The organism is Streptomyces sp. NBC_00448 (assembly GCF_036014115.1).
Lineage (GTDB): Bacteria > Actinomycetota > Actinomycetes > Streptomycetales > Streptomycetaceae > Actinacidiphila.
In genome coordinates this window covers 5,050,432-5,065,094 of the sequence record NZ_CP107913.1, presented here as the reverse complement: position 1 = coordinate 5,065,094, position 14,663 = coordinate 5,050,432, and the positions used below count along the sequence as shown (strand labels likewise).

At 73.1% G+C, this 14,663-nt stretch carries 13 protein-coding genes and 1 tRNA gene; 4 read left to right on the top strand and 10 right to left on the bottom strand.

Going from position 1 to position 14,663, the window contains the following annotated elements; all coding sequences use genetic code 11:
- Positions 1 to 58 precede the first annotated feature (58 nt).
- Positions 59 to 1,735: a phenylacetic acid degradation protein PaaN gene (gene paaN, locus OG370_RS21590; RefSeq protein WP_328466727.1), complete on the top strand. Its 1,677-nt coding sequence runs from the start codon at positions 59 to 61 to the stop codon at positions 1,733 to 1,735.
- Positions 1,736 to 1,789: 54 nt separating this feature from the next.
- On the opposite strand, the gene OG370_RS21585 is transcribed toward paaN, so the two are convergent.
- From OG370_RS21585 to OG370_RS21565, 5 genes are all read right to left on the bottom strand, one after another.
- Positions 1,790 to 2,605, bottom strand: a complete 816-nt coding sequence (locus tag OG370_RS21585; protein WP_328466725.1) for a TrmH family RNA methyltransferase — start codon at positions 2,603 to 2,605, stop codon at positions 1,790 to 1,792.
- A gap of 79 nt (positions 2,606 to 2,684) precedes the next feature.
- Positions 2,685 to 4,076: an HTTM domain-containing protein gene (locus OG370_RS21580; protein WP_328466723.1), complete on the bottom strand. Its 1,392-nt coding sequence runs from the start codon at positions 4,074 to 4,076 to the stop codon at positions 2,685 to 2,687.
- Positions 4,073 to 4,852 carry a DUF5819 family protein gene (locus OG370_RS21575; RefSeq protein ID WP_328466721.1) on the bottom strand — a complete coding sequence of 260 codons (780 nt, stop codon included), beginning with the start codon at positions 4,850 to 4,852 and terminating at the stop codon, positions 4,073 to 4,075. The genes OG370_RS21580 and OG370_RS21575 overlap by 4 nt, the downstream gene beginning before the upstream one ends.
- 231 nt (positions 4,853 to 5,083) lie before the next feature.
- A complete protein-coding gene (locus OG370_RS21570; RefSeq protein WP_328466719.1) occupies positions 5,084 to 5,416 on the bottom strand; it encodes a rhodanese-like domain-containing protein in 333 nt (110 codons plus the stop codon).
- Positions 5,417 to 5,543: 127 nt separating this feature from the next.
- Positions 5,544 to 6,443 (bottom strand): J domain-containing protein, encoded by a 900-nt coding sequence (locus tag OG370_RS21565; protein ID WP_443060723.1) that lies wholly within the window; start codon positions 6,441 to 6,443, stop codon positions 5,544 to 5,546.
- A 421-nt stretch (positions 6,444 to 6,864) separates the two neighbouring features.
- Here OG370_RS21565 and OG370_RS21560 point away from each other — a divergent pair, with 421 nt between their 5' ends.
- Positions 6,865 to 9,873: a SpoIIE family protein phosphatase gene (locus OG370_RS21560; RefSeq protein ID WP_328466717.1), complete on the top strand. Its 3,009-nt coding sequence runs from the start codon at positions 6,865 to 6,867 to the stop codon at positions 9,871 to 9,873.
- Between the two features lie 75 nt (positions 9,874 to 9,948).
- Positions 9,949 to 10,410, top strand: a complete 462-nt coding sequence (locus OG370_RS21555; RefSeq protein ID WP_328466715.1) for a MarR family winged helix-turn-helix transcriptional regulator — start codon at positions 9,949 to 9,951, stop codon at positions 10,408 to 10,410.
- A 48-nt stretch (positions 10,411 to 10,458) separates the two neighbouring features.
- Here OG370_RS21555 and OG370_RS21550 read toward each other — a convergent pair whose 3' ends face one another.
- Positions 10,459 to 10,899, bottom strand: a complete 441-nt coding sequence (locus OG370_RS21550) for a winged helix-turn-helix transcriptional regulator (protein ID WP_328466713.1) — start codon at positions 10,897 to 10,899, stop codon at positions 10,459 to 10,461.
- Between the two features lie 175 nt (positions 10,900 to 11,074).
- Between OG370_RS21550 and OG370_RS21545 the strand changes: the two genes are divergently transcribed.
- The gene (locus OG370_RS21545) at positions 11,075 to 11,722 is read left to right on the top strand and encodes an FMN-dependent NADH-azoreductase (RefSeq protein ID WP_328466711.1); all 648 of its coding nucleotides are present in this window, start codon (positions 11,075 to 11,077) and stop codon (positions 11,720 to 11,722) included.
- 190 nt (positions 11,723 to 11,912) lie between these two features.
- Here OG370_RS21545 and OG370_RS21540 read toward each other — a convergent pair whose 3' ends face one another.
- From OG370_RS21540 to OG370_RS21525, 4 genes are all read right to left on the bottom strand, one after another.
- The gene (locus OG370_RS21540) at positions 11,913 to 12,488 is read right to left on the bottom strand and encodes a TerD family protein (protein ID WP_328466709.1); all 576 of its coding nucleotides are present in this window, start codon (positions 12,486 to 12,488) and stop codon (positions 11,913 to 11,915) included.
- 311 nt (positions 12,489 to 12,799) lie between these two features.
- Positions 12,800 to 13,279, bottom strand: a complete 480-nt coding sequence (locus OG370_RS21535; protein WP_328466707.1) for a MarR family winged helix-turn-helix transcriptional regulator — start codon at positions 13,277 to 13,279, stop codon at positions 12,800 to 12,802.
- Positions 13,280 to 13,394: 115 nt separating this feature from the next.
- Positions 13,395 to 13,853 carry a nitroreductase/quinone reductase family protein gene (locus tag OG370_RS21530; RefSeq protein WP_328466705.1) on the bottom strand — a complete coding sequence of 153 codons (459 nt, stop codon included), beginning with the start codon at positions 13,851 to 13,853 and terminating at the stop codon, positions 13,395 to 13,397.
- 456 nt (positions 13,854 to 14,309) lie between these two features.
- Positions 14,310 to 14,393, bottom strand: a tRNA-Leu gene (locus OG370_RS21525).
- Positions 14,394 to 14,663 lie beyond the last annotated feature (270 nt).

The following is a 14,663-nucleotide window of genomic DNA, read 5'->3' as shown; positions in this document are numbered from 1 at the left end:
TTCGGTTAATCTAGCGGTGTCCCCGCCACTCAGCCCAGCTCGACGAGGAGTTGGTCCCATGTCCGCCGATCTCTCCACCGTGCTCCTGGTCGACCGCCACCGCGGCACCCTCGACCAGGCACTGGAGGCCGTCAGGACCCGCGCGTTCTGGTCGCCGCACCCCGAACACCCCAAGGCGTATCCCGACGTCGAGGCCGGCCGCGCCGCCTTCGAGGCGCGTCTCGGCGGCCGTTTCCCGCTCGACCAGCCGGGCACCGACGAGTGGACCGGCGACGAGCACTCGCCGTACGGCATCGACCTCGGCATCCAGTACCCGCACCCCGATCCCGACGTGCTGCTGCCCGCCATGCGCGCGGCGGTGCCCGCCTGGCGCGAGGCCGGTCCCGAGATCCGCGCCCTGGTCTGCCTGGAGATCATCGCGCGGATCAACGCGCGGACCCAGGAGTTCGCGCACGCCGTGATGCACACCACCGGCCAGGCGTTCACCATGGCGCTCCAGGCCGGCGGCCCGCACGCGCAGGACCGCGGCGTGGAGGCGGTCGCGTACGCGTACGTGGAGCAGGTCCGCACCCCGGAGACCGCGGAGTGGACCAAGCCGCAGGGCAAGCGGGACCCGATCGGCCTGCGCAAGACGTTCACGGCGGTGCCGCGCGGCATCGGCCTGGTCATCGGCTGCAACACCTTCCCGACGTGGAACGGCTACCCGGGCCTGTTCGCCTCCCTCGCGACCGGGAACGCGGTGCTGGTCAAGCCGCACCCGCGGGCCGTGCTGCCGCTCGCGCTGACCGTCGAGACCGCCCGCGAGGTGCTCGCCGAGGCGGGCTATCCGCGGGATCTGGTCTGCCTGGCGGTGGACCGTCCGGGTGAAGGGCTCGCCAAGACCCTCGCGCTGCGCCCCGAGATCCGCCTCATCGACTACACCGGGTCCACCTCCTTCGGCGACTGGCTGGAGGCGAACGCGCGGCAGGCCCAGGTCTACACCGAGAAGGCCGGCGTCAACACCGTGGTGATCGACTCCACCGACGACTACCGCGGCATGCTCGCCAACCTCGCCTTCTCGCTGTCCCTCTACAGCGGCCAGATGTGCACCACCCCGCAGAACCTGCTGATCCCCCGCGACGGCATCAGCACCGACCAGGGCCCCCGGAGCTACGACGAGGTGGTCGCCGACCTCGCGGCCGCGGTCGACAAGCTCCTCGGCGACGACGCGCGGGCCAACGCCCTGCTCGGCGCCCTGGTCAACGCCGACGTGAAGTCCCGGCTCGACGCCGCCCCCGGCATCGGCGGCGTGGCGCTGGCCTCCCGGGCGGTCACCCACCCCGACTTCCCGGACGCCGTGGTCCGCACCCCCGCGCTCGTCACGCTCGACGGCGCGAAGCCGGACGCCGAGTCCGCCTACCTGACGGAGTGCTTCGGGCCGGTCTCCTTCGCCGTGGCCGTGGACTCCACCGCCGACGCGCTGGAGTTGCTGCGCCGCACCATCCGGGACAAGGGCGCCATGACCGTCGCCGGCTACACCACGTCCCCGCAGGTCGAGCGGGAGTTGGAAGAGGTCTGCTTCGAGGAGTGCGCCCAGCTCTCCTTGAACCTCACCGGCGGGGTGTACGTCAACCAGACCGCCGCGTTCTCCGACTTCCACGGCTCGGGCGGCAACCCGGCGGCGAACTCCGCCCTGTGCGACGGAGCCTTCGTCGCCGACCGCTTCCGGGTGGTGGAGGTGCGCCGCCCGGCCTGACGGGCGAGCCGTCCTGGCCCGAGTGGGCCGGGGCGGGCCGGGCCGGCCCCCGGCTCAGTGCCCGCCCGGCCCGCCCCGCCCCGGCACCAGCGGCGAGCGGGAGGTGGCCGCCCAGTGGTAAAGCGCCATGCCCACGCTGGTGGCGAGGTTGTAGCTGGAGACCTGCGCCCGCATCGGCAGCGACACCAGCGCGTCGGCCCGGTCGCGCAGCGCGGCGGAGACGCCGTGCCGCTCGGACCCGAAGACCACGAGCGCGTCGTCGGGCAGACCGGTGTCGCGGATGTCCTTGCCCTCGGGGTCCAGGACATAGCGGGGCCCCGGCGGCAGTGCGTCCTGGTCGGCGCGCTCGACCGCGGTGGCGTAGTGCAGCCCGGCGCCGGACCGTACGGCGTTGGGGTGCCAGGGGTCGAGGTCGCCGGTGGTCACCACCCCGGTGGCGGCGAAGCCGGCGGCGAGGCGGATGACGGCACCGACGTTGCCGAGGTTGCGCGGGGAATCCAGCACGACCAACGGGGCGAGCCGGGGCATGCGGTGCAGGTCGGCCAGGTTCGCGGCGCGGTCCGGGCGGGCGGCGAGCGCGGCCACGCCGGTCGGATGGACCCGGGGCACCAGTTCGCGCAGCACCGGGCCCGGCACCTCGGCGACCCGCCCGGCCAGTTCCGCGGTGAGGTCGGGTGCCAACTCGGCGGCCAGCCGCAGCAGCCCGGGCCGGTCCGCGGTCACGGCGACCCGTACGTCGGCGCCGAAGCGCAGCGCGTGCTTGAGCGCGTGGAAGCCGTCGAGCAACACGCACCGCGCTTCGGTCGCCGCCTGCCAGCGGTGCACCGCGGCCGCGCTGCTCCCTGGCCGCGCGGCCTCGTCCTCGCTCATGCGCTCACCCTACGGGCCGGGCCCCGGTGCCCCACCGGGGCAGGCCCGTCCGGTGCGGCACCGCGGGGGCCGAGGCCCGTCAGGTGACGGCCGACGGTGGCGGCGGGCCCACGGCGGGCGCGGCGAGGTCGTCGGCGCGCTGGCCCGGCAGGGCCCCGGTGGCGCGCTCCCGGCCGCGCCGGCGGCCGGTGATCCGCTGCTCGGCCCAGAGCAGGAAACCGGTCGGCAGGAAGACCGCGTCGGCGGAGATCATCGCCAGCGAGAAGAAGGGCAGCCCCAGCACCACGGCGATCGAGGCGTGCTCGATGATCATTCCGACCAGCAGCACGTTCTTCACCCGGCGGTTGAAAAGGGTGAAGGGGAAGGCGACCTGGACGATCACCGTGCCGTAGGTGATCAGCATGACCATGACGGCGTGGCTCGCCAGCGTGTGGGACAGCGCCGGCCAGGGCGTGAAGTCGTCCAGGTGCAGCGGGTAGTACAGCGCGGTGCCGTCCTGCCAGCGGCTGCCCTGGATCTTGTACCAGCCGGCGGTGGAGTAGATCAGGCACACCTCGACCACGATCACGAGCATCGCGCCGTTGTGGACCACGTTGGCGATGATGTCGAGCACCGTGCGCGGCTCGCCGGGCGCGTAGCGGCGGACCGCCCACCACACCGCGTGCCCGACCCAGCAGGCCCAGAAGACCAGGTCCCAGCCGGTGCTGAGCTTGTCCCCGAACGACGCGGCGAGCAGCACCGCGCCGAAGACCGTCCACAGCGCCACGCCGACCGGATCGACCCCGGCGCGCGCGGCCCGGGCGCCGGGCGCCGGCTCCGTGCTCACGTCGCCGGCCGCGTCCACCCCGGCGCCAGAGCCCTGACCGCCGGCTTCCACCGCTGCCGAGGACACCTCGGCCTCGGCCTCCGCCTTCTCCGCGCGGCGCCGCGCCCTGCGGCTGTCGAGCGACCAGACCTGGCCGCAGCGGGTGAAGGCGAGGTAGATCGCGATGATGTGGACCACGTTGTCGCCGCCGTCGCCCATGAAGACGCTGCGGTTCTGGAGCGACAGCACCCCGACCATGAACATCAGCGCGGACGTCCGCGTCCGCCAGCCCAGCATCAGCGCCGCGCTCGCCAGGATCGCGAAGGCGTAGCCGATCTCGAACCAGGCCCGGCTGTCGCTCCACATCAGGACGCTGAACGCGTGGTTGCCGGCCAGCAGCCGCTGCGCCAGGTCGAACCCCCAGGCGCTGTGCGGGCCGTAGAGCGCGCCGCGGTGCGGGAACTCCCGCAGCAGGTACAGCAGCCAGGTCAGCGACATGCCGATCCGGACCACCGCACTCTGGTACGGGCCGATGGCGCCGCTGGTGATCCGGGCCAGGCCGCGGGTGACACCGCGGTCGAGTGCGGCGGTCACGCCGGCGTACGTGGGCGTGGCCGGGACGTGCCGCCCGGCCGGGGTCTCGGCGTGGGTGCGGGGCGCGGTCATGAGGAGGCCCCCTGCCCGGGAGTGGTGGTGGTCGGCGGTGGAGCAGTGGTGCTCGGGCCGGGGCTGCTCGGCGTCGCGCCGGGGGCGGCGGTCGTACCGGGAGCGGCGGTCGTGCCCGGGTCGGGCGTCGCGCCGGGGGCGGCGGAGTCGACGCCCCACCACGGCAGGGTCCGGTACTGGGTGGTGGGCGAGGACGCCCCGACGCTCCAGGACGGCTGCGCCACCGGGGTGGTGGCCGCGCGGGCCTGGATGCGGACCACCGTGCCGCCGTTCAGCTTCTTGCCGAGCCGCCCCTGGATGATGCGCTGGAGGTAGGTGCGGCTCAGGTCGCCGCCGGTGCTGGTCGACTGCTCCTGGGCGTCATGGGTGTCCGTGTAGTAGCCCCAGGCGCGGCGCAGTTCGTTCTGCTGCGTGTGGCTGGGCAGCGGGTCGTGCCGCATCGCCGCGATGTCCATACCGGTCAGGTCCACCCAACCGGTGGTCTCGGTGCCGCCGCCGGGCTTGCTCAGCTCGGCGCGGGCCTGGACGTGCACGTTCTGCTGGAGCGGGTCGGGGGCGAACAGCTTCCAGTTCTGCTCGAACTCCGGGTAGATGTAGTCATTGACGGCGGCCGCGTGCTCCTTGCTGAGCGTGTTCGACGGCGCCACGTACAGGAACACCATCCCCAGGTGGAGCAGCGCGCCGACCGCGACCGCGCCGACCGTCACCGCCACGACTATCCGCCCGGGCAGCGACAGCGCCGCCACATTGGGCGGCGGCCCGTCCGTTGGCCCCATCCGTCTCTCCGCTCTCCGCTGCACGCGACGCATCCGACCACGGCCCTGAACGCCCAGGGTCCGACGTTCGGGTGTCCGCGGGGGCCTGGACGTCAGACCCTAGCCACCCGGGGCCCCGGCGGGTGACCTTACCGAGTTATCCACAGGCGCAGGAACGGCTCTGCGAAACAGGAAAGGCGCGAGCGCGGGCGGTACCAGCCGGTGCTACGGAGCGCGGTGCTACAGGCGGTACTACAGGACGTAGCCCTCGGCACCGCTGTCGTCGATGACCGGACGCCCGGCCGACTCCCAGTCGAGCATGCCGCCGCTGACGTTCACCGCGTCCACGCCCTGCCCGATCAGGTACTGCGTGACCTGCGCGGAGCGACCGCCGACCCGGCAGAGCACGTGGACCGTGCCGCCCTCGGGCAGCTCGGAAAGCCGCGCGACGACCTCGCCCATCGGGATGTGCAGGGCGCCCTCGGCGTGCCCGGCGGCCCACTCGTCGTCCTCCCGGACATCGAGGAGGGTCGCGTCGGCCGGTACCGCGGAGGCATCCACCGCGGGGAGCTGGGAGCGGAACATCGGACGCGGCCTCCTGGGACACGGGCGTACGGACGTACGAAGTACGGAATCTGCGAACTGTACGAATGGTGCGAACTGTGCGATTGGTGCGGGCCACGGGAACCGTGCGGCCTACGGGAAAGCTACCTCAGCCGCCGGAAGCCCCGTGGACCAGTTCGGCGAGCCGGGCCTCGCGCTGCGAGACCTGGGTGAGCAACTGCTCGGCGATCTCGTTGAGCAGCGCGTCGGGGTCGTCGGGGGCGAGCTTCATCATCTGCCCGATGGCGCTGTCGTCGAGTTCCGCGGCCAGCGCCGCCAGCTTCTCCTTGCGCTCGGCGAGCCACTCCAGCCGGGCGTAGAGCACCTCGGCCTCGCTCGGCAGGTCCGCCACCGGCACCGGACCGGCCTCCCACTCCGCGGCCAGCTCCCGCAGCCCCTCCTCGTCGGCGTACGCGTACGCCTCGTTGACCCGGGCGATGAAGCCGCTGCGGCGCTCCTTCTCGGCGTCGTCCTGGGCGAGGTCGGGGTGGGCCTTGCGGACCAGTTCGCGGTAGAGCCGCTGGGCCTCCTTGCCCGGGCGCACCCGGCGCGGCGGGTTGGGGTCCTCCACCGGCCGCACCCCGTCGGCGCCGAGCAGGCCGCCGAACAGCTCCTCGACCCCGGGCATCGGCATCACCAGGGCGCGCGCCTCCCAGGCCCGCTCGATGTCGGCCCGGTCACCGCTGTGCGCGGCGACGGCCTCCGCGATCAGCGCGTCCAGCTCGTCCAGCCGCGCGTACATCGGGCCGAGCCGCTGGTGGTGCAGCCGGGAGAAGTTCTCCACCTCGACCCGGAAGGTCTCCACCGCGATCTCGAACTCGATCAGCGCCTGCTCGGCGGCGCGCACCGCCTTCGCCAGCCGCTCCTGGCCCTCCGGGTCCACATGCACGGCGCCGTCCGCGGCCGCGGCAGCCGCCGCTGCGGCGGCGGACGGATCGGCGGAGGCGGACGGATCGGCGGAGGCGGCGGACGGGGCGGCGGACGGTCCGGGTCCGGAGGTGTTCGTCACCCGGATAGCGTAGGCCCTCTACGGTCGATCTTCGCTGGAGTGCGGTCACGGGCGACCTCGGGCTACGCACCTGCCGGGGCGGTGGGCGGGGACTTCCCGGGCGGAAGAGCCGGCCGCGCGGGTCGCCCGTACGAGTCAACCGGTCGGGGCGCCGGCGGCGACGGCCCAGGCAGACCGCGGGAAGCGGGCCCGGCCGGGCACCGGTGTGCGGGTGGGCTCACGGGGCCCGGGCCCCCTGCGTCGCCACCGCGCCCGCCGCCGTCCGCCCGCGGCCGATCGCCGTCAGCGAACGGACCGTCAGCATCCCGCGAGCGGGCGCCAATCCGGCCAATCGGTCGACCAGGCCGGACGTTTCGTGCTTGCCTTGAAAGCCGACCCTACTCAGCGCGGAACCTCAGCGCCGGACCGCAGGTGCACGACGTTGGACGAGATCACCGGGCATCCCGATGCCACCGAGCCGGACCATCACACCGACCGCTCCGACCGCACCGAGCCCTTGCCGGGCCCCGGCACAGCGGTGCCCGCGATACGGCCCGCGCCGCTGCCGTCCGCCCGCACGGCCGCGTCCGTACCCGTGCCCGCACCCACGCCCGTCCCGGCACCGGTGACCGCCCCCGCACCCACGCCCGTCCCAGCACCGGCGACCGCGCCCGTCGCCGCGCCGATCACCGCGGCCGCACCGGTCACCCCGGGTCTGGCCGCCCTGCTGCGGCTCGCCGTGCTCTGCGTGGACCCCGACGGCCGGATCTCGTACTGGAACCGCGGTGCCGAGGAGCTGTTCGGCCACCGCTGGGAGCACGTCTTCGGCCACCGCGCGGCCGGTCTGCTGAGCACGACCCGCCCGGCCGCCGGGCATACGGACAAGCGTCCCGCCGCGGCCCGCCAGGACACCCTGGAACTGCTGGACGACCTCACCGTCTCCTCCTGGGCCGGGGCGCTGGCCGCCACCGACCGCGACGGCACCGTGAAGGACGTCCTGTGGTGGACGTACCGGCTGGTGGAGCCGGGCGGCCGGAGCATGCTCGCCATCGCCACCCATGCCAAGCCGCTGCGCACCGGCGGGCTGCGGATCGCGCTCGGCGGGCGACTGCTGCCGTACGGCGCGGAGGGTCCGCAGCGCCAGGACATCGCGGTCGCCGCCGTGCTGGCGCCGAGCGCCGATCCGGCCGTGGGCCAGGCGCTCGCCGGGCGGCTCGCCGACGTGCTGCCGGGCGCCAGCCCGGGTCGGCTGGACCGGATCGTCCGGCAGATCGCGGCCCTCGGCCACCCCGCGCTCGACGTCGAGGACGGCGCCCGGCTGCCGGTGGTGCCGCACGAACGCGCCCGGCTCGCCGCGGCCGCCCGCGCCGAGACCGCGGTACGCAGGGAACTGCTGCCGGGCGACCACCGGGCGGGCGCCGCGCCGCACCCGGCCGGGCCCACCACCAGCGGTACGGCCACGGGGGCCGGCGACCTGTCCAGCGCGTCGGCGCTGACTGCGGTGCCGCTGCCGTCCCTCACGTCGTACGCGTCCTACCCGCTGTCCACGGTCGGGGCGCCGGCGGACGACGGCGCCCCGACGGACACGGCAGTACCGGGAGGACCGGCAGTACCGGGAAGACCGGCAGGACCGGGAAGACCGGAAGGCGCGGCTGGACCGACGGACACATCCGTACCGTCCGATCATCGGACCGGAGACCAAACCGCCGACCCCGCCGGCACCGCCCGCCCCGACCTGCTCCGCCCCGACCTCGCCCGCCCCGACCCCACCGCCGCGATCCCCCACCCCGCCGGCAACGCCCTCGACGAGCAACTCGCCCTGCTCCGGGCCGCCGGCTCGATCGTCGGCTCCACCCTCGACCTGGACACCACCGCACGCGAACTCTGCTCCGTCACCGTGCCGCGCTTCGCGGACCTCGCCTCGGTGCTCGTGGTCGACCAGCTCTTCTCCGACGCCGAACCGCCCAAGGACGACCGCCCGTCCGACACCGTGCTCGTCCGCCGGGTCGCCACCGCCCTGCCCGGGCCGCCCGGCGCCTGGGAGACGGCGATCCCCGAAGGCGAGTTGATCGCGCTGCCCGCCGGCGACATGGTGCCCCGGCTCGGCGACCCCGTCCTGGTGCCCGTGGTCGACCCCGCGCTCTCCCCGGACATCGCACTCGACTTCGGGGTTCCGGCGCTCGGCCCGCTGATGGCCGGCCATTCCCTGATCGTGGCGCCGCTGACCGCCCGCGGCACCGTGCTCGGCCGGGTCTACTTCCTGCGCGGGCCGGGCCGCCGCCCCTTCGACGCCCGGGACGCGGCCACCGCCGGCGAGGTGGTCGCGCGCGGCGCCGTGCACATCGACAACGCCCGGCTGCACCGCCAGGAGTCGCGCGCCGCCGCCACCCTGCAGCGCTCGATGATGCCGACCCGGCCGCCCCGCATCCCCGGCGTGCGCATCGCGCACCACTACATGCCGGGGGACCGGCAGGCGCAGGTCGGCGGCGACTGGTTCGACGCGATCCAGCTGCCCGGCGGCCGGGTGGCCCTGATTGTCGGCGACGTGATGGGCCACGGACTGCAGGCGGCCGCCGTGATGGGCCAGTTCCGTACCGCCGTGATCACCATGGCCGGACTCGACCTGCCGCCCGCGCAGCTGCTGCGCCACCTCGACAACCTCGCCCACCGCCTGGGCACCGAACACCTCGCCACCTGCGTCTACGCGGTGTACGACCCGATCCACCGCACCCTCACCCTCGCCAACGCCGGCCACATCCCGCCGGTGCTGGCCGGCTCCGACGGCCACGGCGAACTGCTGCGCATCCCCGGCGGAGCGCCCATCGGGGTGGGCGGGGTGCCGTTCGAGACCGTGGAGATCCCGGCGCCGGACGGCAGTTGGCTGGTGCTGTGCACGGACGGGCTGGTCGAGGTGCGCGGGCAGGGCATCGACGCCGGGCTCGCGGCCCTGTGCGCCAACGTGATCGAGCCGCAGCAGTCCCCCGAGGAGGTGTGCGCGCAGATACTCGCCCGGGTGCACTCCGACGACCGCAGGGACGACGTGGCCCTGCTCGTCGCCCGCTTCGAGGGCGTCGCCCCGCGCGACGTGGTCCGCTGGACCCTGCTGATCGACTACACCGAGGTGGCCAGGGCCCGCGAGCTGACCCGCCGCCAACTCGCCGAGTGGGGCCTGGAGCACCTCGGCGACGTGGCGGAACTGCTGGTCAGCGAGCTGGTGACCAATGCGATCAAGGCCGCCTCCTACGAGGTCGAGCTGCGCCTGATGCGGGTCGGCAAGCTGCTGGTCGAGGTGAGCGACGACAACCACAACCTGCCGCAACTGCGCCGCGCCGAGGCGGACGACGTGCGGGGGCGCGGGCTGGCGCTGGTCTCGAACCTGTCGCGTCGCTGGGGGACCAGCCGGAAGGCGGTCGGCAAGGTGGTGTGGTTCGAGCTGCCGCTGCCCTCCTGATATCGTTGTAATATACAACTCTTGCGCTGCCGATCACTCGCGATCGCGGCCGTACCAGGCAGGAGCGTGACCGCGATGTCAGCAGCAGCGACCCCCGCCCGGCCGGCCGAGGCCGTCGCGTCGCTGGAGACCATCCAGCGCGAGCTGACCGCGTTCGCCCGGCGGGCGCGCGCCACCGCCGCACGCATGCACCCCGAACTGTCCCTGGTGGCGTACACCATCCTCGCGCACCTGGAGGAGCAGCAGGGCTGCCGGGCGACCGACCTCGCCGCGCACTACCTGCTGGACAAGTCGACGGTCAGCCGCCAGGTGGCGGCCCTGGAGCGGGACGGCTTCCTGGAACGGCGGACCGACCCGACCGACCACCGGGTCCAGGTGCTGCACCTCGCACCGCACGGCGTGGAGACCCTGGCGGCGGCACGGGTACGGCGGCAGGAGACGTTCAAGGAGCGCCTGTCGGCGTGGGACCCGGCGGACCTGGCCCGGTTCGCCGACTACCTGGTGCGTTACAACGAGGACGCGGCGACGCAGTCGTAGCCGACCCGGCGGCACCCCGCGTTCACGCGGCGGCGCATCGGCCAGGGTTCACCCCGCGGCGCACTCGCCCGAGTCCGCCACCGTGCCCACGGCGCCCGCCCCGTCCACCGCATCCGCGGCGACCGGGTCCGGCTCGGTGCAGGGCACGTCCGGCAGGTACTTCTCGGCCCACCGGGTCAGCTCGCCCAGCGCCGGGCGGATGGCCAACCCCGCCTCGGTCAGCCCGTAGCTGACCCGCAGCGGCGGACCCGGATCGACTTCCCGGACCACCAGGCCCGCGTCGGCGAGTTCGGTCAACCGGTCGGAGAGCATGCGCTCGCTGATCCGGGGAATGGCACGGCGGATCTCGGCGAAGTACGCGGGGCGGTGTGTGAGCACGGCCACGATCAAGCCGGTCCATCGCTTGCCGAACAGCTCGAAAACCCTGGTCAGGGCCACATCCACGCCCCGACAGGGAGTACCCGGGCGCACTTGCTGTCCCCGTTCCATGAACACAGCGTACTCCGTCGGCGGGGTAGCGCTGCAGAAAAGTAAGCCTCTGTGTTAAAAATAGCTACGTACGAACTTGCGGCACTGCTGACGTCGGAGAACGTCGTCGGAGCGCCGTGCCGTGTGCTTCTCCCCCGCCCCTGTCCCCCCTTTACGACGAAGAGGCTCAACCCCCATGGCCACTCTGCTGCACATCGACTCGTCCGTCTTCCAGGACTCCTCCATATCCCGCGAGGTCACCGCGACCTTCCGCAAGGAGTGGGAGGCTCAGCACCCCGGCGGCACCGTCGTCTACCGCGACCTCGCCGCCCACCCGCTTCCGCACCTGACCGCCGACGGCGTCATCGGCACCAACGTCCCGGCCGAGTCGCGCACCCCCGAGCAGGCCGCCGCGGCCGCGCTGCGCGCCGAACTCGCCGACGAGCTGGAGCACGCGGACGCGATCCTCATCGGCACCCCGATGTACAACTTCACGATCCCGTCCAGCCTCAAGGCGTGGCTGGACCAGGTGATCATGGTCGGCAGGACCGCGGGCGAGGGCGGCTCGGTGGCCGGCAAGCCCACCACGGTGGTGGCCGCGCGCGGTGGCGGCTACGGGCCGGGCACGCCGCGCGAGAGCTACGAGTTCCTGACCACGTACCTGGAGAAGGTGCTGACCGGGATGCTCTCGCTGGACGTCGATTTCATCATCCCCGAGCTGACCCTGGCCCGGGTCAACCCGGCGATGGCCTCGCTCATCGACGCGGCCGACGCCTCGCGGGCCAAGGCGCACGAGGACGCGACGGAGAAGGCGAAGGCGCTCGCCGCGCGCTTCGCGGCGTAGCTCGCGGCCGGGGTGCCCGCGCCGTCAGGGGCGGTGGGCGCCACGCGCAAGCGGGGTCGCGGTCACCGGTGTGCGAACAACCGGTGACCGCGACCCCGCGATCTGCTTCTGCCGGACCGATGGAGCGGTGGCCGGCGGGACCTCGTGAAGGCCCCGCCGGGAACCCGTCAGTCCCTCGGCACCACCCTCGTCAGAGGTTGACGCCGAAGTCCTGGGCGATGCCGCGCAGGCCCGAGGCGTACCCCTGGCCCACCGCGCGGAACTTCCACTCCGCACCGTTCCGGTACAGCTCACCGAAGACCATCGCGGTCTCGGTGGAGGCGTCCTCGGTGAGGTCGTAGCGGGCGATCTCCGCGCCGCCCGCCTGGTTGATCACGCGGATGAACGCGTTGCGCACCTGGCCGAAGCTCTGCTGCCGGGTCTCGCCCTCGTAGATCGAGACCGGGAAGACGACCTTGTCCACCTCGGCCGGCACGGTGGCGAGATTGACCTTGATCGACTCGTCGTCGCCCTCGCCCTCACCGGTGAGGTTGTCGCCGGTGTGCTCGACGGAGCCGTCCGGGCTCTTGAGGTTGTTGAAGAAGACGAAGTGCTTGTCCGACACGACCTTGCCGGAGGCGTCGAGCAGCAGCGCACTCGCGTCGAGGTCGAAGTCGCTGCCGGTGGTGGTCCTTACGTCCCACCCCAGGCCGACGGTGACCGCCGTGAGTCCGGGGGCCTCCTTCGTCAGCGAGACATTGCCGCCCTTGGAGAGGCTGACACCCATGCTGGATCTCCCTGCTCGGTTCGGCGCGGGCCGCGCCGCTTGACGATTGCTTTGCCCAATCCGTCCAACGGACACCACCCTGCACGGGTTCCCGCCCCGGTGCCACCGATGCACCCGATACGGCTCCGCCTCCTGCCGCGTTCCGCACCGGCCCCCGCCGCGCCGCCCGCGGCCACCGGGCCGACGGCCTTTTCACCCGCTTGACGCTCGCTTCATCGGTCTTCGCTGAGATGGGCCCCGCGCCGGCCGCGGCCCGTCCGACCGGCCCGTCCGACCGGCCCGTCGGGTCCGGCGCGGCCGGGCCGACCAGGTCAGCGCGAGGTCACGTTGGCCAGGACCCGGTCCAGCAGCGTGCCGAGCAGTTCGATGTCGTCAGCGCTCAGGCCCGCCAACATCTGCTCCTGGCTCTTGAGGGCGACCGTCTCGATCGCCGTGCACATCCGCTCGCCCTCGGGCGTCAACGCCACGGTGGCCGCCCTGCGGTCGCTGCCCTCACGGTTCCTGACGACCAGGCCGCGCCGCTCCATCGCCTCCAGGTGCCGGGAGAGGGTCGGCCCTTCGATGCTGAGGAACTTCGCCAGCGCCCGCTGGATCATCGGGCCCTCCAGCTTGAGGGTGGCGAGCGTCGTCCAGGTGGCGAAGGTGGCCCCCGACTTGCTCAGCTCCTCCTCGAAGAAGGTGCGGCTCTCCTTGGCGACCAGCCTCAACTTGGGGGCGATGCTCTGACGCAGCCACACCGGCCCGGCCTCCGACGGCGAGGGTTCGCCCGGCGTCTTCGACTGCCTCGCCACGCTGCTACCTCCACTCGTCGGCCACCACCAGGGAACATATACCCGCAGGCATACGGCTCCACGGGAGCGAACGCGGGCGAGGTGACCGGCTCACCGGCACCCGACCACCTTCGGTTCAGCGCACCGGGACGACCCTGAAGACCGGGATCTGCGGGGCCGCGCGCGCGAAGCTCTCCGGGCTCCTGTCGGCCACGACACCGTTCTTCACGAAGATCCCGGCGCCCATCGGCACCTGGGTGGGGAACTCCCGAACGATCGCCGCACGCTCCTGCTCGGGCACCTCGACGAGCGTGACGTGCCGCGCCCGGCGTCCGCGCACCAGCGTCCCCTCGCCCGCGGCGCGGACGTTCTTCACCCAGTCGGACTGCGGGAACGCCTGGAGGAGGTACTGCTCGCCGCCGACCTTCACCGGTGCGACGGGATTGGTGAACTCCCGTCCCGAGACCCGGCCCTTGACCCGCAGCAGGTACATCGGGCCGACCGGCAGTCCGATGGCGTGGAAGACCTCCATCATCCGGTTGCCGAACTTCAGGAACGGGGACACCGCCGGCCTGGCAGTGGCTGTGGCTGACATCTCGTCTCCTTCTGTCGTACGGGGTGCTTCGCCGGCCGCGGGCCGCGGGACGCCCGACGGAAGAGGGTCAGGCCGGCCGGAAGGTCGCGGTCGAGCCGCGGGCCGATCCACTATTTGCATAGCAAGCTATCTAATAGTGTTGCATGCTCGCGGCGGCCGTCAACGCGGGATCTGGCGCGCCGCGCCGTGCACGAGGTCGTCATCCCCGAGCGATCTCCCGGGGACGGCCTCCCGGCGGCCGGCGGGACGGAGATGCGGGGCCGGACTGCCCGGACGCGCCCGGCGGTACGGAGCGGATGGTCACTTGGACGCGCCCGAGGGGAGCCATGGCCGAACGACTGTGATCGCGCTCACCAGGGACCGGCGGACAGCGGCAGCGGGCCGCGGCGGCGGATCGCCCTGGCACAACGCGAAACGGTCGGCATCGTGACTACGATGCCGACCGTCTCGTCTGTGTGCGCGAGGGGGGAGTTGAACCCCCACGCCCTTTCGGGCACTGGAACCTGAATCCAGCGCGTCTGCCTATTCCGCCACCCGCGCATGGGTGTTGTCGTTGGGATTCTCACACTGCCCTGGACCTGTAGGTCTTGGTGGTGTGGGAGCCCCGTCCGACATGCAGAAGATTAGCACGGCGCGTGCGGTGCAATCACATCCGTTTCGGGGCGCCCGGTGGTGGCACACGCCCGGAGGGGAGGCGGTGTGGTGGAGTCTGCCGGTGCGGGACACTGGGGACACTGGTGGGTACGGCCGGAACCCGGGACCGCGTACAGCGGCCCCATCTACCATCGCAGTGGGTAGGAGGAGGGCAGG

What these genes read in the sequence shown, in the direction of transcription:
- OG370_RS21555 (WP_328466715.1), top strand. Translation starts at nt 9,949, where the DNA reads ATGTCAGCAGCAGCGACCCCCGCCCGGCCGGCCGAGGCCGTCGCGTCG.
- OG370_RS21540 (WP_328466709.1), bottom strand. Translation starts at nt 12,488, where the DNA reads ATGGGTGTCAGCCTCTCCAAGGGCGGCAATGTCTCGCTGACGAAGGAG.
- OG370_RS21575 (WP_328466721.1), bottom strand. Translation starts at nt 4,852, where the DNA reads ATGGGGCCAACGGACGGGCCGCCGCCCAATGTGGCGGCGCTGTCGCTG.
- OG370_RS21580 (WP_328466723.1), bottom strand. Translation starts at nt 4,076, where the DNA reads ATGACCGCGCCCCGCACCCACGCCGAGACCCCGGCCGGGCGGCACGTC.
- paaN (WP_328466727.1), top strand. Translation starts at nt 59, where the DNA reads ATGTCCGCCGATCTCTCCACCGTGCTCCTGGTCGACCGCCACCGCGGC.
- OG370_RS21570 (WP_328466719.1), bottom strand. Translation starts at nt 5,416, where the DNA reads ATGTTCCGCTCCCAGCTCCCCGCGGTGGATGCCTCCGCGGTACCGGCC.
- OG370_RS21550 (WP_328466713.1), bottom strand. Translation starts at nt 10,899, where the DNA reads ATGGAACGGGGACAGCAAGTGCGCCCGGGTACTCCCTGTCGGGGCGTG.
- OG370_RS21530 (WP_328466705.1), bottom strand. Translation starts at nt 13,853, where the DNA reads ATGTCAGCCACAGCCACTGCCAGGCCGGCGGTGTCCCCGTTCCTGAAG.
- OG370_RS21585 (WP_328466725.1), bottom strand. Translation starts at nt 2,605, where the DNA reads ATGAGCGAGGACGAGGCCGCGCGGCCAGGGAGCAGCGCGGCCGCGGTG.
- OG370_RS21545 (WP_328466711.1), top strand. Translation starts at nt 11,075, where the DNA reads ATGGCCACTCTGCTGCACATCGACTCGTCCGTCTTCCAGGACTCCTCC.